This is a genomic window from Flavobacterium sp. (assembly GCF_030146175.1).
GTDB lineage: Bacteria > Bacteroidota > Bacteroidia > Flavobacteriales > Flavobacteriaceae > Flavobacterium.
Genome location: NZ_JASLCE010000106.1, coordinates 1 through 24669 on the forward strand (window position 1 = coordinate 1; position 24669 = coordinate 24669).

Annotated in this window: 22 protein-coding genes; 6 read left to right on the forward strand and 16 right to left on the reverse strand. The window is 40.6% G+C overall.

Annotation, left to right across the window (positions count from 1 at the left end; all coding sequences use genetic code 11):
- Window positions 1-127: 127 nt before the first annotated feature.
- Window positions 128-1054, reverse strand: coding sequence for a DUF58 domain-containing protein (locus tag Q1R07_RS12110; RefSeq protein ID WP_300490545.1), 927 nt, complete (start codon window positions 1052-1054; stop codon window positions 128-130).
- A gap of 604 nt (window positions 1055-1658) precedes the next feature.
- On the opposite strand from Q1R07_RS12110, the gene Q1R07_RS12115 reads away from it, so the two are divergent.
- Window positions 1659-2117 carry a hypothetical protein gene (locus Q1R07_RS12115; RefSeq protein ID WP_300490547.1) on the forward strand — a complete coding sequence of 153 codons (459 nt, stop codon included), beginning with the start codon at window positions 1659-1661 and terminating at the stop codon, window positions 2115-2117.
- 122 nt (window positions 2118-2239) lie between these two features.
- Here the strand turns inward: Q1R07_RS12115 and trxA are convergent, their stop codons facing one another.
- From trxA to Q1R07_RS12145, 6 genes are all read right to left on the reverse strand, one after another.
- Window positions 2240-2557, reverse strand: coding sequence for a thioredoxin (gene trxA / locus Q1R07_RS12120; protein ID WP_136404020.1), 318 nt, complete (start codon window positions 2555-2557; stop codon window positions 2240-2242).
- Window positions 2558-2716: 159 nt separating this feature from the next.
- On the reverse strand, window positions 2717-7219 hold the full coding sequence (gene dnaE, locus Q1R07_RS12125) for a DNA polymerase III subunit alpha (protein ID WP_300490552.1): 4503 nt from the start codon (window positions 7217-7219) through the stop codon (window positions 2717-2719).
- Between the two features lie 102 nt (window positions 7220-7321).
- Window positions 7322-8905: an MFS transporter gene (locus Q1R07_RS12130; protein ID WP_300490555.1), complete on the reverse strand. Its 1584-nt coding sequence runs from the start codon at window positions 8903-8905 to the stop codon at window positions 7322-7324.
- Window positions 8906-8908: 3 nt separating this feature from the next.
- The gene (locus Q1R07_RS12135; protein ID WP_300490558.1) at window positions 8909-9958 is read right to left on the reverse strand and encodes an HlyD family secretion protein; all 1050 of its coding nucleotides are present in this window, start codon (window positions 9956-9958) and stop codon (window positions 8909-8911) included.
- A gap of 37 nt (window positions 9959-9995) precedes the next feature.
- Entirely contained in the window at window positions 9996-11354 is a 1359-nt protein-coding gene (locus Q1R07_RS12140) for a TolC family protein (RefSeq protein ID WP_300490560.1), read from the reverse strand.
- Window positions 11355-11500: 146 nt separating this feature from the next.
- The gene (locus tag Q1R07_RS12145; RefSeq protein ID WP_300490563.1) at window positions 11501-12184 is read right to left on the reverse strand and encodes a DUF6252 family protein; all 684 of its coding nucleotides are present in this window, start codon (window positions 12182-12184) and stop codon (window positions 11501-11503) included.
- Window positions 12185-12435: 251 nt separating this feature from the next.
- Here Q1R07_RS12145 and Q1R07_RS12150 point away from each other — a divergent pair, with 251 nt between their 5' ends.
- The 5 genes from Q1R07_RS12150 (at window position 12436) to Q1R07_RS12170 (ending at window position 16606) form a co-directional block, all read left to right on the forward strand.
- Complete coding sequence (locus Q1R07_RS12150; protein ID WP_300490566.1) at window positions 12436-12987, forward strand: 30S ribosomal protein S16; 552 nt, start codon at window positions 12436-12438, stop codon at window positions 12985-12987.
- Window positions 12988-13004: 17 nt separating this feature from the next.
- Window positions 13005-13535 (forward strand): ribosome maturation factor RimM, encoded by a 531-nt coding sequence (gene rimM / locus Q1R07_RS12155; protein WP_300490569.1) that lies wholly within the window; start codon window positions 13005-13007, stop codon window positions 13533-13535.
- A gap of 6 nt (window positions 13536-13541) precedes the next feature.
- Window positions 13542-14249: a methyltransferase gene (locus Q1R07_RS12160; RefSeq protein ID WP_300490572.1), complete on the forward strand. Its 708-nt coding sequence runs from the start codon at window positions 13542-13544 to the stop codon at window positions 14247-14249.
- A 229-nt stretch (window positions 14250-14478) separates the two neighbouring features.
- Complete coding sequence (locus Q1R07_RS12165) at window positions 14479-15657, forward strand: acyl-CoA dehydrogenase family protein (protein ID WP_300490575.1); 1179 nt, start codon at window positions 14479-14481, stop codon at window positions 15655-15657.
- A 163-nt stretch (window positions 15658-15820) separates the two neighbouring features.
- Window positions 15821-16606: a DUF3050 domain-containing protein gene (locus tag Q1R07_RS12170; protein WP_300490578.1), complete on the forward strand. Its 786-nt coding sequence runs from the start codon at window positions 15821-15823 to the stop codon at window positions 16604-16606.
- A gap of 30 nt (window positions 16607-16636) precedes the next feature.
- Here the strand turns inward: Q1R07_RS12170 and Q1R07_RS12175 are convergent, their stop codons facing one another.
- The 9 genes from Q1R07_RS12175 to Q1R07_RS12215 all read right to left on the reverse strand — a co-directional run bounded on the left by Q1R07_RS12175 (window position 16637) and on the right by Q1R07_RS12215 (window position 24668).
- Window positions 16637-17653, reverse strand: a complete 1017-nt coding sequence (locus Q1R07_RS12175; protein ID WP_300490581.1) for a hypothetical protein — start codon at window positions 17651-17653, stop codon at window positions 16637-16639.
- Window positions 17631-19256 carry an NAD(P)/FAD-dependent oxidoreductase gene (locus Q1R07_RS12180; protein WP_300490584.1) on the reverse strand — a complete coding sequence of 542 codons (1626 nt, stop codon included), beginning with the start codon at window positions 19254-19256 and terminating at the stop codon, window positions 17631-17633. Before Q1R07_RS12180 ends, Q1R07_RS12175 begins: the two co-directional genes overlap by 23 nt.
- Window positions 19234-20751, reverse strand: a complete 1518-nt coding sequence (locus Q1R07_RS12185) for a polyamine aminopropyltransferase (protein ID WP_300490587.1) — start codon at window positions 20749-20751, stop codon at window positions 19234-19236. Before Q1R07_RS12185 ends, Q1R07_RS12180 begins: the two co-directional genes overlap by 23 nt.
- A complete protein-coding gene (locus tag Q1R07_RS12190; RefSeq protein ID WP_300490590.1) occupies window positions 20744-20959 on the reverse strand; it encodes a DUF350 domain-containing protein in 216 nt (71 codons plus the stop codon). The genes Q1R07_RS12185 and Q1R07_RS12190 overlap by 8 nt, the downstream gene beginning before the upstream one ends.
- A 213-nt stretch (window positions 20960-21172) precedes the next feature.
- The gene (locus Q1R07_RS12195) at window positions 21173-22399 is read right to left on the reverse strand and encodes a DUF4178 domain-containing protein (RefSeq protein WP_300490593.1); all 1227 of its coding nucleotides are present in this window, start codon (window positions 22397-22399) and stop codon (window positions 21173-21175) included.
- 3 nt (window positions 22400-22402) lie between these two features.
- On the reverse strand, window positions 22403-22765 hold the full coding sequence (locus Q1R07_RS12200) for an S-adenosylmethionine decarboxylase (protein WP_300490596.1): 363 nt from the start codon (window positions 22763-22765) through the stop codon (window positions 22403-22405).
- Window positions 22766-22865: 100 nt separating this feature from the next.
- Window positions 22866-23195: a 2Fe-2S iron-sulfur cluster-binding protein gene (locus tag Q1R07_RS12205; protein WP_300490598.1), complete on the reverse strand. Its 330-nt coding sequence runs from the start codon at window positions 23193-23195 to the stop codon at window positions 22866-22868.
- Window positions 23196-23197: 2 nt separating this feature from the next.
- Entirely contained in the window at window positions 23198-24256 is a 1059-nt protein-coding gene (locus tag Q1R07_RS12210; protein WP_300490601.1) for an NAD(P)/FAD-dependent oxidoreductase, read from the reverse strand.
- 172 nt (window positions 24257-24428) lie between these two features.
- Entirely contained in the window at window positions 24429-24668 is a 240-nt protein-coding gene (locus Q1R07_RS12215; protein WP_256551594.1) for a NifU family protein, read from the reverse strand.
- Between the last annotated feature and the right edge of the window lies 1 nt (window position 24669).

Genomic DNA, 24669 nt, shown 5'->3' on the forward strand with positions numbered 1-24669 from the left:
GCGTGACAGGCATGTATTCTAACCAACTGAACTACCAAACCAGTGCTTTATTGCGGTTGCAAATATACAACCCTTTTCCATTTCTCCAAACAATTTCTAAAAAAAATTCAGAATTTATTTCAAGTATTTATCCAAACTTTTGTTTTTCAACAAGGTAGGTTGTCATAATTTTTTCAAATTTTTCATCTACCGAAACCGGGACATACTTAATTTTATACTGCGTACAGGTATTTGCTACTTTTGTAAAGTAATCCTGAACCCGCTTTTCGTAATCATTTTTAACATTTTCGGCAAAAAGATTGATCTGTTCTCCGGTTTCAAGGTCAATAAATTTCCGCGGTGCATTGTCAAAATCGAATCGAAATTCTGTTTTTTTATCAATTATATGAAACAAGACCACTTTATGTTTATTGTGCTTTAGGTGTTGCAAGGCTTTAAACAAACGTTCGTCATCTTCTCCCTGAAACATATCCGTAAATAAAATCACCATCGATCGTCTATGAATTTTTTCTGCAATCTGATGCAAAAAGGTGATGGTATCGGTATTTTTTGACGATTTTGGCGCTTGTAAAACATTTTCCAGTACATTGAGCAACATCCGGTGGTGGCGTTCACTACCTTTTTCCGGCGCGTAATATTCGTAGGTATCCGAATAAACGCTTAATCCTACGGCGTCACGCTGCTTTTTAAGCAGGTTCATCAATACCGCGGACGCCAATACCGAAAATCCGATTTTATTCTCGTAAAACAACTGTTCTTTCCCCAACTCCGGGTAATGCATGGACGAGGAATTATCCAGAATCAGGTGACATCTCAGGTTCGTTTCTTCTTCGAAACGCTTGGTATACAAACGATCGGTTTTAGCAAATAACTTCCAGTCAATATGTCGGGTACTTTCACCGGGATTATAGACTTTATGTTCGGCAAATTCGGCCGAAAATCCATGAAACGGGCTTTTATGCATCCCGGAAATAAAGCCTTCTACGATCTGGTTGGCCAAAAGCTCCAGATGCTGAAAACTCGATATTTTTGCAATTTGATGGTCAATCTTCATACTTCCAAAGATAATGAGATAATTGAATGCTTTTCTATTTTAAAAAAGCTTCTTTTTAAAATAGAACACAAAATCAAACCCTTTTTACTTTTCACAGCCTTAAAAGACGTATCGAACAACAAAAGACAAACAGTCACTTTAGCCCGAATATAAGTCAAATCCTGTTTTAACGGGTATCGTATACTTTTTTAAAACAAAATTTTAATACTTTAATAATCCAATAGTTTATCGTCTTGCTATCAAAGACGGACATTTCGAGTCCGATTATAAAGCCGCTTGTTTTTACAGCAAATCTTCCCTAATCCTCCAAAGCCTTGGAATAATGGCGATACAGATTCATCGACAAAACATGAAAATAAATGGGACACACTAGAGGAATATCGTAAAGGAGAGATAATAACGAATGAGAAAACTAGATTCAACTCTTTAAGTAAATAACTCCAGTCAAGCTATAAAAAATACAAATAATATCAAACTAAGGACAAATGATCACTGAATAAATAGAAATAGATTGCAGTTGCTATCTTTAGCATAACAAGCGTTACGTTCCTAACTTTTAAAGTTATAAGAAACGTAGAATAACGAAATTTTTAAAATAAAAATTATGACAAAAACAATTGCAATTTTAGCATTATTGATCAGCAGTATAGCCTTTTCACAGGAGCTATCCTTAAAAGGAAGTACAGTATTTCAGCAGGAAAAAAAACTTAAAAACAAAGAGGTGCTAGAGTTACTTCAGTCTAATATCAGGGCATTGGAATTCTATCAAGAAGCCCGCACCAAGACCACTGTTGGAGGATTATTATTAGGATTGGGGCTCGGGTTGGCCGCTGGCGATGTGCTTTATGGCGCTACAGCTGATGTCAAATACCCAACACCGCTTACTTATGTAGGATTAGCCGCTACTATAATTTCAATCCCGGTTCTTTGCGGAAGGTCAAAGAAATTAAAGAAAAGTATTGAACTCTATAACAAAAACTTAAAAACAGTAGGAAATAACGATTCGTATGAAATGCGGTTTACGGCTAATTCCAACGGAATTGGCTTTAAACTCTCATTTTAATAAAACACAGGAGTCATTGTTCCTTATACCTTACAAGTTTTAAAAGCCTGTCAGGTGTAGCTTAAAATATAAAAGGCCCCGCAAATTGCAGGGCCTTTTATATCAAACAATTATAATGATTATTATAATAATGCGTCGATTGCATCGCTATAGGTTTGCTTTGGAGCAACTCCTACCTGACGTCCCACTACTTCTCCGTTTTGGAAAACCAAAACTGTAGGAATGTTACGTACACCATATTTCGCTGCAAACTCTTGGTTAGCATCTACATCAACTTTCCCGATAACGGCTTTTCCTGCATATTCTTCACTCAATTGATCAATGATCGGAGCTACCATTCTACAAGGACCACACCATGCCGCCCAAAAGTCAACCAAAACCGGTTTATCTGATTTCAATACTAATTCTTCGAAAGTAGCATCTGTTATTGCTTGTGCCATTTTATTTTCTTTTAGGATTTATTAGTTACAAAAGTAGCTTTTTATTTTCACTTTTAAAACGCCTTAAAATCAGTTTTCATTATGTCCGAATTGTTAAAATCGATTTCACATTTTTTTAAGGAAATTCAAATCGAATATTCGAAAATGAAAGATCTGTTCTTAATTCAGTCTGAAATTTAGTTGCATCTTTTCGAGTTCCTGTAACAATTCGCCCGAAATATTCACTTTTAACTTCCGACTCGGCATACTTAATTTGGTTACTACCCGGATTTCTTCTTTTTCTTCCGGGATATCTATTTCGGCCTCCTCCAAAACCTCATCGGCAGCAGTATCCTCTTCAACCACCGGCGGTGCTTCTACGACACGCTTGACTTTCTCAAGTTCCATCACTTCAAAAGTCACACTGTGATCGCCGCGGTTCATCTGGAAAATCTCGTTCAATTCAGCAATCAGATTTTGCTGTAACTCCGTTATATTCATCTGGATGATCAGTTTTTTAGCAAAAGACGCCAATACATCCTGTAACGGTTTGATATCCAAAAACTGAATTCTCGGTTCTGTACGTTTGCCTTCTTTATTCACCCAACCTTCTTTGATATTAATTTTAAAATACATAAAGTAGTTCGCCACCAGAAAATGACGGTATTTCAGATAATCTTCCCGGAACATCGAAAATCGGTAACTCTCATCATAGCCTTCGAGGTTAAAACTGGCAAATCCCATTCCGTTTTTGGCCACGCGGTGTTCTACTCCAGTTACAATTCCACCAAAGCTCAGGTTTTTCCCAACATGCTGTTCCATATTTTTTAAGGTGTCCAGACTCGCATTACAGAAATATTTCACTTCAAATTTATAATCGTCCAATGGATGACCCGAAATATAAATCCCTACTACTTCTTTTTCCTTCGCCAGCTTTTCCATCGTACTCCATTCTTCACATGGCGGTACTACCGGTTCCGGAATCTGTACATCACTGGCTTCTCCAAAAAGACTTACCTGTGATGAGTTTTCATTTTCCTGAAATTTCGCACCATAGCGGATCGCTTTTTCCAAAAACGTCAGGTTATCCCCATCCGTATGGAAATACTGCGCCCGGTGGGTTATAGCAAAACAGTCGAATCCTCCGGCCAGTGCCAGGTTTTCAAAGGCTTTTTTATTGGCCGCCCGTAAATCGATTCGCTTTGCCAAGTCGAATATCGATCGGTATTTACCGTCTTTTCGACAATCGACAATCGTGTTTACGGCACCTCCTCCAACACCTTTGATCGCTCCCATTCCGAAACGAACGGCATAGTCTTCGTTTACCGTAAATTTATAATAGGATTCGTTTACATCCGGTCCCAATACCTGTAATCCCATTCGCTTACACTCTTCCATAAAGAAGGATACCTGTTTGATATCGTTCATGTTATTCGACAGTACCGCCGCCATATATTCGGCCGGGTAATGCGCTTTTAAATAAGCCGTCTGATACGCAATCCAGGCATAACAGGTCGAGTGGGATTTGTTAAAGGCGTAACTTGCAAATGCTTCCCAGTCTTTCCAAATCTTATCCAATTTTACCGCGTCGTGCCCATTGGCTACCGCCTGATCGATAAATTTGGATTTCATTTTGTCCAGTACCTCTTTTTGTTTTTTACCCATCGCCTTACGCAATACGTCGGCATCACCTTTGGAGAAGTTCGCCAGTTTTTGCGACAGTAGCATTACCTGCTCCTGATATACCGTAATACCATAGGTTTCCCCTAAGTATTCTTCGCAGGCATCCAAATCGTATTCGATCGGTTCGTCTCCGTTTTTACGGCGGATAAACGACGGGATATATTCCAACGGTCCGGGACGATACAAGGCATTCATCGCAATAAGGTCGGCAAAAACGGTTGGTTTTAGCTCCTTCATGTATTTCTGCATTCCGGGTGACTCGTATTGGAAGATTCCTACGGTTTCACCACGCTGGAACAGTTCGTATGTTTTCACATCGTCGATCGGGAAATTCTCCGGATCCAGTTCGGTTCCGGTTCGGTATTTCACCAATTTTACGGTGTCTTTAATCAATGTAAGGGTCTTCAGACCCAGGAAGTCCATTTTTAACAATCCGGCACTTTCGGCTACGGAGTTGTCAAACTGGGTTACATATAAATCGGAATCTTTAGCCGTGGTAACCGGTACGAAATTCGTGATATCGTCCGGCGTGATAATTACCCCACAAGCGTGAATCCCGGTATTTCGCAACGATCCTTCCAGCATTTTGGCCTGTTGAATGGTTTCACCAGCCAGATCCTGTTCTTTTGCAATCGCGATCAACTCTTTAACGCGGTCAAATTCATCCGATGATTTCAGGGCTTTTTTAACCTGATCTTCTTCTTCCGCCAGGAAACGCGCCAGGTTCCATTTGGATGGCATCATTCCCGGAATCAGCTTCGCAATACGATCGGCTTCAAACAACGGTAAGTCCAATACCCGCGCCGTATCCCGGATCGCCGATTTGGTTGCCATTTTACCATAGGTAATGATCTGAGCCACCTGATTCGATCCGTATTTATTGATTACGTATTCCATAACACGACCACGACCCTCGTCGTCGAAATCGATATCGATATCGGGCATGGATACACGGTCGGGATTTAAGAAACGCTCAAAAAGAAGGTCGTATTTAATCGGGTCAATATTGGTAATTCCAAGACAATACGCTACCGCCGATCCCGCTGCCGATCCACGACCGGGTCCTACGGATACATCGAGGTTTCGGGCTTCGGCAATAAAATCCTGTACGATCAAAAAGTAACCCGGATAACCGGTTTTTTCAATCGTTAATAATTCGAAATCCAGTCGTTCGCGAATGTCGTCGGTTATTTCTTCGTAGCGTTTTGCTGCTCCAACATACGTCAGGTGACGTAGAAATTTATTTTCACCTCGTTTTCCACCATCTTCTTCGTCTTCGGCCACCTGGAATTCTTCCGGGATATCGAATTTTGGAAGTAGTACGTCGCGGTAAAGGGAATACGGTTCAATCTTATCGACAATCTCCTGAATCGAAACAATCGCTTCCGGCAGATCGGCGAAAAGCTTTTTCATTTCGTCTCCCGATTTGAAATAGTATTCCTGATTCGGTAATCCGTAGCGATAACCACGTCCCCTACCAATTGGCGTAGCCTGCTTTTCCCCGTCTTTTACACAAAGTAAAATATCGTGGGCATTGGCATCTTCTTTGGCCGCATAATAGGTATTGTTGGTTGCAACGAGTTTGATGTCGTGTTTTTTCGAAAATGAAATCAAGGTTTGGTTTACCCGGTTTTCATCTTCCTGATTGTGGCGCATCACCTCAATGTAAAAATCGGCACCAAATTGTTCTTTCCACCAGATCAAAGCCTCTTCGGCCTGGTTTTCTCCAATATTTAAAATTTTACTCGGTACTTCTCCGTAAAGGTTACCGGTTAACACGATAATATCTTCTTTGTATTGTTCGACTACCGTTTTGTCGATCCTTGGCACATAATAAAATCCACTAGTATAGGCTATCGACGACATTTTAGCCAGGTTGTGGTAGCCTTTTTTATTTTTAGCCAGGAAAACCACCTGATAGCCGTTGTCTTTTTTGGTTTTATCTTTATGATTTTCGCAAATATAGAATTCACAACCTACAATCGGTTTTACTTCCGTTTCGGTTGGTTCTTCTCCTTTTTCTTCGGCTTCTTTATTTTTGGCCGCCGCTGCTTTGTTGTGGTTTAACACCGCACTCACAAACTGAAAAGCTCCCATCATGTTACCGGTATCGGTCATCGCGACAGCCGGCATTTTAAATTTTACAGCTTCTTTTACCAGGTCGTTAATCCCGATCGTTGACTGTAATACCGAAAATTGGGTATGATTGTGCAAATGGGCGAACGCCGCATCTTTAAGCTCTTTTTTACCTTCTTCCGAAACGGTTTGACGGTTTCCTCCTTCTTGCTGTTGCAAACGCTTCCGGATTTCGTCGGAAGCCGCTTTTAGGTTGATGTGCTTTAAACCGATCAGTTTGATTTCGCCCGGATTGCTCTGACGGAAGTTAAAGAAGTACTCCGGATCAACATCCAGTTCTTCTTTAGTAAACACTTCCCGTTTGATCAGTTCAAGGAAACAGCGTGTCGTCGCCTCAACGTCGGCAGTCGCATTGTGCGCTTCGGAAAAAGGCACTCCAAAAAGGTATTGGTGCAACTCCGTTAGTGTAGGCAGTTTGTAGCGCCCTCCTCTACCTCCGGGCAATTTTAGTAATTCGGCAGTCACTTCGGTACAGGTATCGAGAATTGGCATTTGTGCCATATCACTTCCCACGTTCATTCGATGGAATTCACATCCCATAATGTTTACGTCGAAACCAATATTCTGACCTACAATATATTTGGCTTTAGACAGCGCAATATTAAATTTTTCGAGCACTTCCATCAGTGCCACGCCCTGTTCCATGGCTAACTCGGTCGAGATACCGTGAATCCGTTCGGCGTCGTACGGAATATTAAACCCTTCGGGCTTTACCAGATAGTCCTGATGTTCGACCAAGTTCCCCATTTCATCGTGCAGCTGCCACGCAATCTGGATACAACGCGGCCAGTTGTCGGTATCGGTAATAGGTGCCGACCAGCTTCGCGGTAAACCAGTTGTTTCGGTATCAAATATCAAGTACATAGCTAAAAATCAGTATTTTAAAATCTGTAGTATTTTAAAAAAAGTAATTTTCAAATGTACTGCTTTTTAGAGAAAGAATATAGCAGAATTTGTTAACAGCCGTTAACTACCCCATACGCGGTTTTTAAACAGATCGAAGGTTTGTTTTAGATGACTATTGAGTAATAATAAGACTACTAAAAACAAGAGTCCGTATCCGATTACGGTAAAAATTTCCATATCCGACAGTAATACCGATTGTTTGGAAACGGCCTGAATCAACTGTTGGACGGCTAATTTATAGGCTTCGTCTGCAGTAAATCCTTTTGCCATAAAACTTTGGGTCAGTTTTGCCAATCGTTCGCCGGTTTCGGGACTTTCGGACAATACAAACTGGCGGAGTTTTGTAAAATGCGATCGCTGCAAAAATACCTGCGCATTTTGCAGGATACAAAAACCGATTGTACTTCCCCAAAAACGACCACTTACGCCAACCGTTCCGGAAAAAGGCGCATAATGTGTCGGAACCGACGATACCGTAAACAGCACCAACGGTACAAATAAAATGCCCACCGCCACACCTTGTAACATATACGGAATAAGAATATCCCATAAGGCTACATCCGGCACAAATAAAAAGGTAAACCAAAAATGATAGATCGCAAAAATCAGAAACCCAAGACTAAAAATAAGCCGTGTCGCCACACCTTTTGCCAGAAAAACGCCCGCCAATACCATCCCGATCACATTTCCGATCACATTGAGGTATTGCACCTGTGCTACACGCGACGGCTCCCAGTTCCAAACGGTAAACATTGCACTATGACAAATCGTAAGGGTTGCCCGGGCAATATAAAAAATCACAAAAAGAAAAAAACCGGTTCGAAGGTTCGCATACCGGAACACATTCATATCAAAACAAGGCCTTTTTACCAATTGTTGTCGGATCACAAACAATCCGCCGGTTATCAGAGTTATGATCAATGCCATAATGATTTGCGACGAATCAAACCAGTATTTCCGTTCTCCGTAAATAAAGAAAAAGGAACCGCATAAAATAGCCGTCAGCACCAAGATATAACTCGCCCAATCGACCTGATACAGCGGGATTTTTTTATGAAAACGATTGTTATTAAACGTCAGCATGACCAAGGCCACACAAAGCACCTGAAATATAGCCGAACCATAGGCCATATAGGTCCAGTCGTAATTTTCGAGCAACCAAACCGCTATATTCATAATAAAAGGCGACGCCAGCAACAAGGCTCCATAATTACAGCTAAACCCTATGATCACTGCATTTTTGGATTTAAACCGAGTGATCAGCAATTGACGCAACGGAATCCACGGTAAAGCCATTAATACCCCTTCGACCATCCGTAGCATGATAAATACGGAATAATTATCGGTATAAGCCGACAAGATAAACGTGATTGCCGCCAGGCTGTAAATCGTTACAAAATACTTTTTGGTCGGAAAAAATTTAAACAGTCGGCTTTCGATCATAATCGTGGCCAGAAAGGTTCCGTAGGTTACACATAGCGAAAACTGTAGATCTTCCACATCCACATCCAAAAAACTGGCCGAATAGGTCACATTCGCGGTATATACCCCTAACAATACCATGGAATGCAACATGCACAGAATCAGGATCAGGATGATCGCCCAATTGGGAACCCAAGGCTTAAAAACACTATTTTGCGACATCGCCTATTGGTGTTCGGCTATTACAATCACATTCATCCCCGCCCGTAAAAACTCGGTTTGATCATCGGTTTCAGCCAGTTTGATCCGAACCGGAATCCGCTGTTCGATTTTTACGAAGTTACCCGTCGCATTGTCGGGCGGCAACAGGGAAAAACGCGCACCACTGGCCGGTGATAACGATTCCACCGTTCCGCGGAAAACACGCCCGCGCACCGCATCGGCTTTTAATTCAACTTCCTGACCAATGGTAAGGTATTGTAATTGCGTTTCTTTAAAGTTTGCTGTTACCCATTTTTCCTTACTAACAATCGAGACTAATGTTTGTCCTTCTTTGACCATTTGTCCCGGCTGTATCGTTTTCCGACCCACCCAACCATCATACGGAGCCGTTATTACTGTGTACGACAGAAAAAGTGAGGCATTGTCTGCCATCGCCTGATTGGATTGTACCACCGCTGCTGCCGTTGGTAATTTCGACCGGGTTTCTTTCGTATTCAAAGCCGTTGTCCGGATGGTTTTCTGGATCTCGTTATAACGTGCTTTTGCCGTTTCGTAGGCGGCCTTCACCTGCTCCACTTGTTGTTCGGTCGCAGCTTCTTCCTTTAATAAGGCCTTATAACGCTGGTAATCCTGTCCGGTTTTCCAGACTTCCGTACGTGCCGCTTCGAGCTGTGCTTCCTGTTCCGCGGTTTTATTCGAAACGGTGGCCACGCTGTTTTCGATTACTTTTATATCCTGACGCGCATGGTCAACATCGGCCAACGCACGGTCGAGATGAGACTTGTATTCCCGGTTGTCGATTACGATCAGCGTATCCCCTTTATGGACAAACTGATTTTCTTCGTAGCGCACTACCTGTACAAAACCAGTTACCCGCGCCATGACAGGAGTAACATATTGATCAACTTGAGCGTCGTTGGTTTCTTCGTGGTTGTTATAGAAAATCAGGAACCAGATTCCCAGAACGATTCCGCAAAAAACGATGCAACCGGCTATTACGGTGATCAATGTATGAAAAGAACGATGTGCCCCTGGCGCCTTTTGTGTTCCCATCTTGTAAAAATTGAATTGGAATATTGAATTGGAATAATTAGTGCAATCGGTCGGCCGTATGCAGTAGCTCGTAGTACTTCATCGCGGCTTCAATTTTGGTGGCTGTATTTTTATACCGGGCTTCCAGCAATGCATTATCGGCATCGATCATTTCGGTGATCAAAACCAGTTGATTCAGGTATTTTAACTTGACAATCCGGTAGTTTTCGACTGCCAGAGCCAAGGCTTTTTCCGTCACCGGAATTCGCGCAAGGCTTTCCTGATAGTGCGTATAATCGGCAAAGATTTTATCTTCGACGGCATCTTTTACGATACCGGCTTCCATTTTTTGGCGTTCCCATTGCTGATCGGCGATTCGGGATTTTGCTTTGTTTTTATGTAACGTGGAAAGATTAAACGTGGCTTCAATTCCAACTTGCCCCAATGAGTAGAGATACGGATCGGGCGGAAAAAACATATAGTTCGGATATTTAAAACTGTAATTTCCGAACAAACTGATCACCGGATAATAATTGGATTTTACCACTTTTTTCTCCAGATTTCTGATTTCAACCTCCTTTTGGACCATTTTCATCTCTTCATTGTCCAAAGCGGCTTTTAAAAAGTAATCGTAACTTTCGATATGCTGCAATCCGGAGAGTAACTGCGTCGTATCGGGTTCTATCAGTTGACCTTCCGGAAGTTGCATTATGGTTTTCAGGTCGTGTATGGCTATCGCAATATTTTTGCGATTGGTGAGTGCATCCAGTTCCCGATCGGATAATTGCAATTCGGCACGCAAGACTTCATTTTTGGTTACCGTTCCGTGTTTTTTAAACGACTGTACTTCTTTTAAACGCTCCTGTTCCTCTTTGATGCTTTCGGCAATTATTTCCTGAAGTACCATCATTTTATAGATTCCTAAAAACGAAGCCACAACCTGTAACTTTACGTCATTGGTCGTTTTTTCGGATTTTAAAGCCATCAACTCCGATTCTTTTTCGGCTATTTTTACCGTATGATTGATTTTATTTCCGGCATATAACGGCATTCGGAATGCTGCCGACACGTCGTAAATTTCCGGGATGGTTTTGGTGACTTGTTTTCCCTGAAGAAAGCCGCTTTGAAACTCCGTCAGATTGGTAATTCTGGAATACAGGGAATGCAATTCCACTTCGGGTAACCGGAGTTCTTTTTTGGTTTTGACCGTTTCGCCGGAAATCTGTTCGTCGATATGAGCTTTTTGAATAAACCGGTTGTTTTTTTCGGCTATTTGCCAGGCGTCGTGTAGCTTTAACCGGGTAATTTGTTGGGCGTTTATCGTTACTGTGCCCGAAAGCAGCAAAATGATAGTGAGTAGGTTGCCTGAAATACTCTTCTTTTTGTGGTTTAAAAAAACCAGCGTGTTGCGATGCATAAGTCCATCAATAAATATGAGGCAAAGTTGGCGTGTTTTTACCGAGTGTTAAAATCTTAAAAAGCCAAATATTTATTCATTTCAGACATTTATAATTCATAAAAAAACCACCTCGAAAGGTGGCTTTGTTTATTTTTTATTTCGATCTAGTAAATCGGAATTCTGTAGAATACTCCTTTTTGGTAGTTTACGATACTGTCGTTATCGTTTTTCGCATTAAATTTAAAGCTTCCGGTAATGGTTCCATCCTGAATGCTTTCAATTTTGATTTCTCCGTCGCTTCCCTGAACGTTAACCACTCGGAATTTTGCCAGATTATCACCACCTACAATAGTAACGATATCGCCCGGTACATATCCGGTACCTCTTAAGTGGATTGCTACCGTACTCACCGCTCCGGCTGTCGTTTGAATTGCAACCTGTAATCCGGTTCCCGAACCACCCGATGTAAAAGCAGAAGTAGTATTGGTATATCCAGTTCCTCCGTTTTCTAAAGCAATTTTACTTGCTGGTCCGCTAAAAACTCCTGTAGTATAGATATCTTCCATTCCGTTCATAGTCGAAATAAAGCTGGCTCTGTTACTTTGGTTTGTCGTTCCTAATGGATACGTCCCGTTTTGAAAAGAAGATGTTCTTAAAATCACCTGCTCATCTACCGTGATCCCTTCGATTGTAACCGATCCATCTGCACCAATGGTAGCATGTGCATCCGCAGCTCTCCATAAACCATAGTTCTTTTCACCCTGAAGAGACGGATTATTAAACTGTACATTCTCCTCACAAGAAGTGAATGCTGCCATAAGAACTACAAGAGAAAGTATTTTTTTCATTTTAAATTCAAATTAATATTTGGGTTCTTTTATTTCTACAAAAATAGTTTTTTATCGATAATAAGCTAATAAAATCATAAAAAATCACAAAAACACCTAAGTTATCTTGTTTTCAAAACGATAGCTCCCGTTTTGTCCCTATCAGGACCTAAGGATTTTATGTGTTTTGTATTCGTTTGTATTTAAAAGTTTTATATATTTGCACCCTTATTTAACAGAGGTCGTGTACCTCAAAATTTAATCACAAGATTATGTCAGTAAAAATTAGATTACAAAGACATGGTAAAAAAGGGAAACCTTTTTACTGGATTGTTGCAGCTGATGCTCGCGCAAAAAGAGATGGTAAATTCCTAGAAAAAATCGGAACTTACAATCCAAACACTAACCCAGCTACTATCGACTTAAACCTTGACAGTGCTGTACAATGGTTACACAACGGTGCTCAGCCAACTGACACTGCAAGAGCTATCCTTTCTTACAAAGGTGCTTTATTAAAACACCACCTAGACGGAGGTGTTCGTAAAGGTGCTTTAACGCAAGAGCAAGCTGACGCTAAATTAGCTACTTGGTTAGAGGAAAAAACTTCTAAAGTTGACGCTAAAAAAGACGGTTTAAGCAAAGTTCAGGCTGATGCTAAAGCGAAAGCGTTAAAAGCAGAGCAAGAAGTAAACGCTAAGCGTTTGGCTGCTGCTGAAGAAGCTGCTAAAGCTGCTGAGGCTGTTGCTACTGAAGAAGCTGCTGCTGAAGAAGTTGCTGAAGAGGCTCCTGCTGTTGAAGAAAACAACGAAGAAACTCAAGCTTAATTTACTCCGCGATTCCTATGCGTAAAGAAGAATGCTTCTATTTAGGTAAAATCGCTAAAAAATTCAGCTTCAAAGGGGAAGTCCTGGCTTATTTAGACACGGACGAACCGGAAATGTACGAAGAATTGGAATCAGTTTTTGTTGAATTCAACAATAATCTGGTTCCTTTTTTTATTGAAAGCTGTTCGCTACACAAAAACGATTTTCTTAGAATCCGTTTTGAAGATGTAGCTAGCGAGGAAGAAGCCGACAAATTGCTCGGCTGTCCTTTATACCTACCTTTAAGTGCCTTACCAAAATTGGAAGGCAATAAATTTTATTTCCACGAGGTCATTGGCTTCGATGTGGAAGATACCCGTTTGGGAATTATCGGCAAAATCGTTTCTATTAACGACAGCACCGCGCAACCTTTGTTTGAAATCGAACATAACGGAATCGAGATTTTAATTCCGATGATCGACGATTTTATCGTTGCGATTGACCGAGCCAACAAAAAAGTGGTACTGAACACTCCGGAAGGTCTGGTTGATCTCTACCTGAACAATTAAAACCTTATGTTTCAGTTTAAGCAATTTACCATAGCACAGGACCGCTGCGCGATGAAAGTGGGTACCGACGGCGTTTTATTAGGCGCCTGGACTCCGCTTGACCATCATCCGTATAGCATTTTGGACATTGGCGCCGGAACCGGTTTAATTGCATTAATGCTGGCACAACGCAGTACCGCCGAACAGGTCGACGCCATGGAAATTGACGAAGAAGCCTACGAACAGGCGGTCGAAAATTTCGAAAACAGTCCGTGGAACGATCGTTTGTTTTGCTATCATGCCGCTTTGGATGAATTTGCAGAAGAAATCGAAGACGAATACGACCTGATTGTTTCCAATCCGCCTTTTTATACCGATACCTACTATTCTCAAAACGAACAACGCGATTTGGCCCGATTTGAAGATGCCATGCCGTTTGAAGATTTGGTTGAAGCCGCATCGGTTTTATTGTCGGATAATGGTGTTTTTGCCGTGATCATTCCGTTTAAAGAAGAAGAACGTTTTATCGGACTGGCTCAGGAATGCGAATTGTTTCCTTTTAAAATCACACGGGTTAAAGGTACGCCTACAACCGAAATCAAACGAAGCCTGATTGCTTTTTCCCGAAATCCGGAAAATCAGCCGGAAACGGACGAGCTTATTATTGAAATCGCCCGCCATCAATACACTCCGGAATATACCGCACTGACTAAGGATTTTTACCTGAAGTTATAAAACATCTTTTCATCTTTCCTCCATCTGATTATTTGTTATACTTATAACAAAATGTATCCGTTTTGGCTATTTTACTGTTTTTTAAATTTTTCCCATTTTCAAAACAAAAATATTTTTAAATCGGTGGAATTATACCTCTAAAATTTAGGACAATTCGATATTATAGCGTTCTATAGTGTTGAAAAGTTGATTTTGTTTGCTTACTTTTGTGAACCAAAATTTATAAACAATGAAACCAGACTTATTTCAAGCTCCTGATTATTACCTATTAGACGATTTATTATCAGACGAACATAAATTAGTACGTGATGCTGCCCGTGCCTGGGTAAAACGTGACGTATCTCCAATTATCGAAGAATATGCTCAAAAAGCAGAATTCCCAAAACAAATCATCAATGGTTTGGCAGAAATCGGTGGTTTCGGTCCTTATATTCCTGTAGAATATGGTGGTGCCGGATTGGATCAGATCTCTTACGGTTTAATCATGCAGGAAATTGAAAGAGGCGATTCTGGTGTACGTTCTACTTCTTCTGTACAATCTTCATTGGTAATGTATCCAATCTGGAAATACGGTAACGAAGAGCAACGTATGAAATACCTTCCGAAATTAGCTACCGGAGAATTTATCGGTTGTTTCGGATTAACAGAGCCGGATTACGGTTCGAACCCGGGTGGTTTAGTGACCAACTTTAAAGATATGGGAGATCACTATTTACTAAACGGTGCTAAAATGTGGATTTCCAATGCGCCATTTGCCGATATCGCTGTGGTTTGGGCTAAAGACGAACAAGGAAGAATCCACGGATTAATCGTTGAAAGAGGTATGGAAGGTTTTACAACTCCTGAAACGCACAACAAATGGTCACTTCGTGCTTCGGCTACAGGTGAGTTGATTTTCGACAACGTAAAAGTTCCAAAAGAAAACTTATTACCAAACAAATCCGGATTAGGAGCACCACTAGGATGTCTTGACTCGGCACGTTACGGAATTGCATGGGGTGCTATCGGTGCTGCTATGGATTGCTACGATACGGCTTTACGTTATTCAAAAGAGCGTATCCAGTTTGACAAACCAATCGGAGCGACACAATTGCAACAAAAGAAATTAGCTGAAATGATCACTGAAATCACTAAGGCACAATTATTAACCTGGAGATTGGGTGTATTGCGTAACGAAGGAAGAGCTACATCGGCTCAGATCTCTATGGCGAAACGTAACAACGTGGATATGGCTTTAACCATTGCTCGTGATGCGCGTCAGATGTTAGGTGGTATGGGAATCACAGGTGAATATTCGATCATGCGTCATATGATGAACTTAGAATCGGTTGTAACTTACGAAGGTACACACGATATTCACTTATTGATCACAGGTATGGATGTAACCGGATTAAACGCATTCAAATAGGATTCTAAATCCCTATATATTTAAAAAGAGCTTTATACAAGCTCTTTTTTTATGATAAAAAACCAGCTATTATAAAACCTATTGATCGCTTTATACGTAAATCAATGTTAAAAGCTATTCGCATAACCGCTAGCTTGTTTATTTTTGTACTAAACTTTTACCAATGAATATAAAATCCATCAATAAAAAAATTCAACCTCAAAAGGATATCCTTTTGAGCCATCCTTTATACAGCCAGATTCAAAATATAGACGACCTGCATTGTTTTCTTGAAGGACATGTGTATGCCGTTTGGGATTTTATGTCATTGCTAAAAGCATTACAATCCAAACTAACCTGTACGACGACACCGTGGTTTGCCACTAAAAATCCGGAAACCCGTTATTTGATCAATGAGATTGTACTCGCGGAAGAATCCGATATTTCATTGGACGGAAAACGACTGAGTCATTTCGAAATGTATATCGATGCGATGAACGATTGTCACGCCAATACGACACCGGTATACGAATTTCTGGACAACGTAGTGAACACTCAGAATATTTTTGTATCGATCAAACAAAGTAGCTTACATCCCAATATCAAGGCTTTTCTCGACTTTACGTTCCGCGTAATCGAACAGGGAAAACCACATGAAATTGCCGCTGCTTTTACCTTCGGACGCGAAGATCTGATTCCGGGTATGTTTACCGCCATTCTAAAACATTTTCAGGAGAATTTCCCGGCTACCGATCTTTCCAAACTGATTTATTATTTTGAACGTCATATCGAATTAGACGCCGATGATCACGGTCCAATGGCAATGCAGATGATCAGCGAACTTTGCGGCGAGGATTCCGAGAAATGGAGCGAAGTGGAAAGTGTCTCTATATTGGCACTCGAAAAACGCATCGGACTATGGAATGCGATTGAAGAAACTATCCGCCAGAAAAACCTGGCAACCACATAAAACAAAAAACATCCTTTTCAGGATGTTTTTTTATTTGGATTTCCATATAAATCCGTCCAATATATAATGTGTAAACTGCGGTACAACCAACAAGGGTACCAAAAGAAAATGCAATGTGGTAAGATCGAATCGGACAGCCGAAAAATGTTCCTGCCAGACCGTGACTTCCCAGAGGTATTCTTCGGCAAAAGCTATACTAAGCAAAATACCGATATACAATGCTATCTTTTTATAATTTTTAAGCCCCTGCAATATTCCGGTGCTACTTTCATTTTTAGATTCAATTTCTTTTAAATAGACCAATGCCATATAAGGTATTCCATGCGAAACGACGTTAAGCGCTGTAAAAATCAAATCATTATTAAAATATACAATCCCAAAATACCAGGATAAAGCCGTTCCAACAATCACGGTGTTCTTCGGAACATTAAAGTAACGCTCTTTTACAGCTTTATAAACCGTTCGCACGACATAGGCTACAAGTACCAAAACATAGCCAAACTGTAGTATTTCCAACAGCGTAGCATTCTGAAACTGCAGAAATTCCCGTGGCATAAACCAGTTAAAATTTCGCGATGGGGACAAAAACCAGTACAACATCGGATATCCGGTTGCCGTATAAATTACCAGACTGTCGAAATAGCGGCTGTACTTTTCTCTGGCTTCGTTTCTGGAATACAATCGCATAAAACCATATTGCTGTCGGATAAAATGAAAGACAGCCACATAGGCCAATACCGACCAGAAAAAGGCTTCCCCAAAGGAAAACAAGATCATCCCTATTATCAGGCAGAGTATCGGTAATCCGATTAATAATTTTTTCCGCTTTTGAAATTCAGAGGCGACAAAATAGGTTTTAAACAAGGTGGCATAAACATGCGCGACATCAATAAATACAATCAAAAACAACCAGGTATAAAACGAATAGTGTTGTTCGGCCCAAAGGATTTCTTTCTGAAAAAACACAATTACCGCCAGCACCAAAAAGGGAGGCAATAGGATAAACAGGCTATCTGATTTGGCTTTATGAATCCAGGGTTGCATCATGTATCATTTTATTAACGGCATTAATACCCTGATGAAAAGCTTCTTCAAAAATGGAAATTCCGGCCAGATCCGAATGGGCGAAATAAATTCTGTTGCCAATAGATTGTCCGGCCTGTTCTTTTTCTTTTCCGAATAAAAATCCGGGAACAGGACTAATCATCCCATGTCCTAAAAGGTGGATATCAATCGCTTCGACATATTGCTCAATATCCGGATGGGCTTTGCTCAAATCGGAAAGCACCTGCCGCTTCCAATATTCCTTATCTTGCTTATATAGCTCTCTTCGGCTTTGTGGTATATTTGCCGACGAAAAACTATGATAATATGTAATTACTTTTTTAGGCTGTAGTTGTTGTAAGGATTGATGCTGATCATAAATATATCCCAATCCTTTAGCATCGTATATAACATTATCCCAACACAACGGATAACTGTGGTTGTCGATTAATTCTGTCACCGTTACCGTAGCCAGCAACCAGGGCGCATAATGAAATGCTTTTGAAAACTCCTTCCTACCGGTCAGTAAATACTGATTTACAAATTGAGGCGTAGCCAGAATTACCCGATCAGCTACAATGGTAACCGACTCCTGCTTTTCGCTATCGAATGCGGCTATCACTACGGAATCATTTTTAATTTCGGCCTGATACACCAAATGCTTTTTCAATGTTTTCTGATCGGTGTATTTTTTTAAATGCGATGCCAGTCTTGCATTTCCTTCCGCCCAGGTTAACACATTTTCTTTTTTATCGGCCGTAGCATCGTGTTTCCTTCCACAGAAATAATGAATCCCCGCCCAAGCCGAAACATAGGCGATTCCCAAACCATAATCGTCCCGACAACAATAGTCAATATAATTCCGTAAAGCTTCCGTCGTAAATCCGTTGCGATCCATCCATTCCAGCATTGTGATTGTATCTAACAGCCGCGTCTCATGATCAGTCGAAGACAGCACCAACGGGATATCAAACAGATAGGCTCCGTCCAAACCTTTTGCTTTTCTAAAAAACTCCATTTTGTCAAAAAACCGACGGAACTGCTCTTCTTCCGCCTGAGTAGCTCCCAATCGCGGAACAAGACCTTCCTGCCAGCTATTTTTATAATACAACCGTTCCTGAGGCGAAAACGTCAACTGTTCCTCATCGAATACCGGAAAACCTTTGGTATCATAACCGGTAATTATTTTGGTTTCTCCCAGAAATTGCAACAGTTCTTTATCCTGAAAATTGGGCAACGGAAGATAGTGTGCTCCCAACGGGTATTTCGAGTACCGGTTTTCGCCATTGGACGAATTCCCTCCCAAATGGTCTTCCAGCTCAACTACTAAAAAATCGGTTATTCCTTTTTTATGGAGTTGTCTCGCCGCACTAAGGCCAGCAATTCCGCCACCTACAATCAGATACGGAATATGAATTTCCCGAACCGGCTTCGGAAAGTTTTTCGCCCAAAGACGATGCCCCAATATATGGTTCGTTCCTGTGAGTCGCAACAACAGTCCTGTGGCTTTCTGTTTACAGGATTGCACCAGTGGAATCAATAGCAATGAAGCCGCGATTCCTTTTAAAAAAGTACGTCTTGACTTATAATTTTCCCCACTCTTCATCAAAATAGCGCACTAAGATCTGATTATCCAAACGATTTATTTCCACTGTATTGGCAATCATATCTTTGGAAAAAAAATTAAGTTTATCAAACTGATAATTATAAAAGCGTAATCCATCCGCTTTCCGGTTTACAGTCGAGAATGCTGCCGACGGATTAAGCGCTGCAATTGTATAGCCCCATTCACCAAACGAAGGCACGTAGGCATGATAGGCATCGACTTGCGGAAAAACTTCATTTATGGTCTTATTGATACACCAAAAAGACTTTGGTGCAAAATAAGGCGATGTAGTCTGAACCACTATAAAAGCATCCGGACTTAGAATATGCTGTAAGGATCTGTAAAAATTCAGGGAGTACAGTTTTCCCAAACTGTAATTGGACGGATCCGGGAAATCGATAATAGCCACATCAAATTTTTCCGGACAGTTTTTAGCCCAGATATAGGCATCCTGATTGATCACTTTTACTTTTGGATCGATCAGGGAATTTTTATTAAATCCGGTTAGGATCGTATTGGTTTTAAATAGTTTTGTCATTCCTTCATCCAAATCGACCAACGTAATACGCTTTACCTCTTTGTATTTCAGAATTTCCCTAACGGCTAACCCATCGCCTCCTCCTAACACCAATACATGGTCGACCTTTTTGGCAGCGGCCATTACCGGATGTACCAAAGCCTCATGATACCGGTATTCGTCGGCAGAACTAAACTGAAGGTTGTTATTTAGGTATAAACGGTAATCGCTTTTATTATGTGTTAACACAATTCGTTGGTAGGGTGTGGAACTCGTATACACAATATTTTCGCCGTACAATTTCCCTTCAGAAAAGGACAGAATAGCTTCCGAAAAGACAAAAACAACCAACAATAGAAAAAACGAGGCTATCGCTTTTACTTTTAAAACAAACGGACGGTTTAATTCTTTTTTAAGAAGAAAACACAGACCAATCGCAATTGCTATATTGATCATACCAAAAAACAAAGAGGTTCGCATTACACCCAATTGCGGAACCAAAACCAACGGGAACAATATAGAAGCTAATAAAGCACCTATATAATCGAAGGTAAAAACATTGGATACCAAATCACGGAATTCCACCCGGTCTTTCAGGATATTCATTAGCAACGGAATTTCAAGACCAACCAGACAGCCCGTAGTAAATACGAGTAGATATAGAATAAACTGAAAATAATCGACACTTTCGAATAACAAAAACAGCACCACGGAACTTAAACCACCGACTAAGCCCACCAATATTTCGATTTCGACAAAGGTGTCCAGCAGTTTTTTGGTAATGAATTTTGAGAAATACGACCCAATTCCCATTGAAAACAGGTATACACCAATGATCAATGAAAACTGTTTTACGGAATCACCTAACAGGTAACTCGCCAGTGTACCGGCAACGAGTTCGTATACCAAGCCACAGGTTGCAATTGTAAAAACGGCGATAAGCAATAAAAATTCAAATCGAAGGAATTTTTTACCCATGAATCGCTGCGCTTACTATCATTGAAATCCCGATAATAAAGGCCGCCAGCACAATTGCTACCGCCACATTATTCTTTTCGGAAATTTCTTTCCATGTATTTTCAGGTGTCAATTTTTCGATTACAAAATAAGACCCTAACAAGATCAGTAATCCCAACACGGAAAAGACCAAGGAGTTTAAAATGAGTTTTGTACTGATAAAATCCATATTTTTTATTTTTTGGTTATTTATGATAAAATCGGTTTACACGATGAGTACGCGATTCTGACGTACCGTATTTTTCAACCGTGGCACAATCGCAGATCCGGTTTCCTCCGATTACAAATTGCAAATACACCAAATAAATGGCTAGCCCTAATAACAGTGGCCATTTATTTTGCTTTATATAGGTTTGCATATTATTTTTCATTGTCATCGCTATTATTCATAAGGAGTATACGGACTATCTTCCCATCGTTTTATTTCGTTATACAGCTCTCCAAAGTAGGCAATTAATACAATCACAGCCATAATAATAACCAGCATCCAAATATTCCAATAGGAGGCTTTATTCCAGGTTGCCGTTACTTTCATACCGGTATTATTCAGGTCTTCCGGAGCTTTTACAACAGTTATCGCCAGGTGGTATTTTCCGGCACCTATACCGCAGATACTGAAGTCGTCCGATTGATCGCCTTCGGTCCAGCTTTCGCCTTCCGAATAACCGTGATAATATTCGACATCTTTATTCGCATATATCTCTTCGTTTGTGTCTTCATTTACCAAAGCTACCTGTGCATTGGCCCACGAATTATCCACTCCGGAATGCACGGAAATGGTTAGTGGCGATGCGCCGCCATTAAGTGTAAACGCCGGGGAAATATACTCTTTGTCATTGTATTCGCTAAAAGAAATATCATTGCTAAAAACTACTTCTTCCTGCTTATCGTGATACACATACAAATGCGTTAACAGAATCAACAAGGTTACCGAACACAATATCAAAGCCAGTTGTCGGACATTAAAAAAATAGGGTTGCACCAATCCGATACCAATCCGATTAGGCAATTCTTTCGTAGGCTTAAAAATACGTTTTATCTGATTCTTTGAAATATGTTCACCTAAAAAAACCGTCCGTTCTTCTTTTTCTAACTTTTCAAAAGAGATCATATACGGTGGTGCGATAAGTTCAGCCATCGTTATCAGTCCTGTTGGCAAATCAATATCAAAAAAACCGGCCGCTGCTGCTATTCTCGGTCTTGCAATATCATACAGCTTAAAAACCTTGTCATTATAATCGATTATTTTGGGATGGCCTTTTGCAAAATCATCCGGAATTTCTCGTAACAAAATCCAGTGTCCACTTACTTCCGATAAATATAAAAACTTCCCTGTCGTTGAGGCCAGAACATACTCTTTCCAATAGTAATTCATATATTCTTTAACAACAACGCCCGTAACAGTATACTCTTCCTCTTCCAGTGTCCCTTTTAGTCCCAGTGCAAGACCACCGATCTGTTTGTCGTATTTGTATTTATCTTTAAACGTAAAGTCACCGGTTTCGGTTGCTTTATAAATACTGAAACAATTGGAACAGACAAATTGTTTCACCGGAAACGGCACTTCAACATCTGTAGGGGTATCACACTGATAGCACGTAATTCTCATTCCTTATCTGTTAATTTCAAAATTTTTAATAACATCCGCCTGAAAATAGGCGATATAATCATTTGCCATGTTTTTCACTTTTACCGAATTGTCCTGAAGATAATTACACAAATAAATATCCATGGTGAGTTGGTTGTATTCCGGCCAGGTATGAATACAGATATGCGACTCTTTTAAACAGACAGCAATCGTAAAACTGCTATTGTCAAAAGTGTGTGTTACTATACCTACTTTTTCGAGTTGGTATTTTTCCAGTATCGTTTCGGTAAAAATAATAAAATCTTCTGCTGTGATAAGCTTACGGCTATCCGAAACAGAAAGTGTTAGAAGTTGATGTAATCCGGGAGAATACGAAGTTTGTGTCATTAATTATACCCCATTCGGGAAATTTATCGCGTGTAGTAATTATACGGCAGACTTCTCAAAATGTTACAAAAAAAGCGAAGAAAAATCTTCGCTTTTTTTATTATTCCGGAGCCAACTCCAGTTCTAGTCCGTTTATTGCTTCCGTGATGTGAATCTGACATCCAAGCCTACTGTTATCTTTTACATTAAAAGCTTCCGATAACATCGCCTCTTCATCATCGTTCATTTCCGGTAGGCCCACATCGTTGAGTATATAACACTGGCAGGACGCACACATGGCCATTCCGCCGCAAATACCAATGGTTCCTTCCGGCGCCAGTTCGTAGGCACGTACCAGTTCCATGATATTCATATTCATATCTGTAGGCGCCTGTACCTCATGAACCGCTCCTTCACGGTCTGTAATGATTATCGTTACATCCTGAGACATGGCTATTCAATTGATTTTACAACCGCTTTTTCGGCTTCCTTACGGGTACCGTCAAAACCGTCGACACCACTTACGGTGGTATATTTTAATACGTATTTTTTACCCGGATTCAGTTTGTTATAAACACTCTGACACATTAAAGTGGCTTCGTGGAAACCACATAAAATCAGTTTTAATTTACCCGGATAGGTATTGATATCGCCAATGGCATAAATTCCTTCGATATTGGTCTGATAATCCAGCGCATTATTTACTTTAATCGCGTTTTTCTCGATCTCAAGTCCCCAATTGGCAATAGCGCCCAATTTTGGTGTCAATCCGAATAACGGGATAAAATAATCGGTTTCTACATTCATGCGTGCGCCATTGATTTCGATATCCACCGATTCAATACGTTCGGATCCTTTAAAACCAACAACTTCAGCAGGTGTGATCAAACGAATTTTACCTGCTTTTTTCAATTCCTGAACTTTTTCAACCGAGTCCAAAGCACCACGGAATTCGTTTCGACGGTGTACCAGCGTTACTTCCGAGGCTACATTCGATAAAAAGATACTCCAGTCCAAAGCCGAATCTCCTCCTCCGGAAATTACTACTTTTTTATTGCGGAATTTTTCCGGATCTTTTACAAAATACTCTACCCCCTTATCTTCCTGCTCGTAAAACTCCAAATCTTTCAGGATTGGTTTTCTCGGTTCAAAACTTCCCAATCCACCGGCAATAGCGACTGCTTTTGCGTGATGTTGCGTCCCCTTATCGGTGGTTACAATAAACGTTCCATCTTCCAGTTTTTCTATAGTTTCCGCTTTTTCATTTAGCGTAAATCCCGGTTGGAACTGTTTGATCTGTTCCATAAGATTATCGACCAAATCACCTGCCAATACCGACGGAAATCCCGGAATATCGAAAATAGGTTTTTTAGGATACAACTCCGTTAATTGTCCTCCCGGTTGCGGAAGACCATCGATAATATGGCATTTTAATTTTAAAAGTCCGGCTTCGAAAACGGCAAAAAGTCCTGTGGGACCTGCACCAATAATTAGTATATCTGTTTCAATCATTACGTAATGGATTAATTAAGGACACAAATGTCCCTCGAATTATTTTCTTGTTCTATGACAAATATCAAGAAATCTAACGATGGAAGGCATTATACTGCCTGTCAGGAAATATCCTGAAGACAAAAAAAGTCCCGGCTTCTGTATCTCAAAAGCCGGGTACTGTATCCTGAATTTATGCTACGTTAACCACAGTTTCGATCTGCGGCACATATTTTTTGATCGTAGTTTCCACACCAGCGCGTAACGTCATTTGGTTTACGCTACAAGCTGTGCAGGCACCTTCAAGGCGAACTTTTACGTGCTTATCGTCTTCAATTTCGATAAGCGTAATATCGCCACCATCCGAATTTAAGAACGGACGAATTTCTTCCAGTGCTCTTTCAACGTTTAGTTTGATTTCTTCTGTTGTCATT

What these genes read in the sequence shown, in the direction of transcription:
- Q1R07_RS12210 (WP_300490601.1), bottom strand. Translation starts at nt 24,256, where the DNA reads ATGATTGAAACAGATATACTAATTATTGGTGCAGGTCCCACAGGACTT.
- Q1R07_RS12135 (WP_300490558.1), bottom strand. Translation starts at nt 9,958, where the DNA reads ATGGGAACACAAAAGGCGCCAGGGGCACATCGTTCTTTTCATACATTG.
- Q1R07_RS12195 (WP_300490593.1), bottom strand. Translation starts at nt 22,399, where the DNA reads ATGAGAATTACGTGCTATCAGTGTGATACCCCTACAGATGTTGAAGTG.
- Q1R07_RS12115 (WP_300490547.1), top strand. Translation starts at nt 1,659, where the DNA reads ATGACAAAAACAATTGCAATTTTAGCATTATTGATCAGCAGTATAGCC.
- Q1R07_RS12165 (WP_300490575.1), top strand. Translation starts at nt 14,479, where the DNA reads ATGAAACCAGACTTATTTCAAGCTCCTGATTATTACCTATTAGACGAT.
- Q1R07_RS12180 (WP_300490584.1), bottom strand. Translation starts at nt 19,256, where the DNA reads ATGAAGAGTGGGGAAAATTATAAGTCAAGACGTACTTTTTTAAAAGGA.
- dnaE (WP_300490552.1), bottom strand. Translation starts at nt 7,219, where the DNA reads ATGTACTTGATATTTGATACCGAAACAACTGGTTTACCGCGAAGCTGG.
- Q1R07_RS12200 (WP_300490596.1), bottom strand. Translation starts at nt 22,765, where the DNA reads ATGACACAAACTTCGTATTCTCCCGGATTACATCAACTTCTAACACTT.
- Q1R07_RS12110 (WP_300490545.1), bottom strand. Translation starts at nt 1,054, where the DNA reads ATGAAGATTGACCATCAAATTGCAAAAATATCGAGTTTTCAGCATCTG.
- Q1R07_RS12185 (WP_300490587.1), bottom strand. Translation starts at nt 20,751, where the DNA reads ATGGGTAAAAAATTCCTTCGATTTGAATTTTTATTGCTTATCGCCGTT.
- Q1R07_RS12205 (WP_300490598.1), bottom strand. Translation starts at nt 23,195, where the DNA reads ATGTCTCAGGATGTAACGATAATCATTACAGACCGTGAAGGAGCGGTT.
- Q1R07_RS12130 (WP_300490555.1), bottom strand. Translation starts at nt 8,905, where the DNA reads ATGTCGCAAAATAGTGTTTTTAAGCCTTGGGTTCCCAATTGGGCGATC.
- Q1R07_RS12140 (WP_300490560.1), bottom strand. Translation starts at nt 11,354, where the DNA reads ATGCATCGCAACACGCTGGTTTTTTTAAACCACAAAAAGAAGAGTATT.
- Q1R07_RS12215 (WP_256551594.1), bottom strand. Translation starts at nt 24,668, where the DNA reads ATGACAACAGAAGAAATCAAACTAAACGTTGAAAGAGCACTGGAAGAA.
- Q1R07_RS12190 (WP_300490590.1), bottom strand. Translation starts at nt 20,959, where the DNA reads ATGGATTTTATCAGTACAAAACTCATTTTAAACTCCTTGGTCTTTTCC.
- Q1R07_RS12150 (WP_300490566.1), top strand. Translation starts at nt 12,436, where the DNA reads ATGTCAGTAAAAATTAGATTACAAAGACATGGTAAAAAAGGGAAACCT.
- Q1R07_RS12145 (WP_300490563.1), bottom strand. Translation starts at nt 12,184, where the DNA reads ATGAAAAAAATACTTTCTCTTGTAGTTCTTATGGCAGCATTCACTTCT.
- Q1R07_RS12170 (WP_300490578.1), top strand. Translation starts at nt 15,821, where the DNA reads ATGAATATAAAATCCATCAATAAAAAAATTCAACCTCAAAAGGATATC.
- trxA (WP_136404020.1), bottom strand. Translation starts at nt 2,557, where the DNA reads ATGGCACAAGCAATAACAGATGCTACTTTCGAAGAATTAGTATTGAAA.
- rimM (WP_300490569.1), top strand. Translation starts at nt 13,005, where the DNA reads ATGCGTAAAGAAGAATGCTTCTATTTAGGTAAAATCGCTAAAAAATTC.
- Q1R07_RS12160 (WP_300490572.1), top strand. Translation starts at nt 13,542, where the DNA reads ATGTTTCAGTTTAAGCAATTTACCATAGCACAGGACCGCTGCGCGATG.
- Q1R07_RS12175 (WP_300490581.1), bottom strand. Translation starts at nt 17,653, where the DNA reads ATGATGCAACCCTGGATTCATAAAGCCAAATCAGATAGCCTGTTTATC.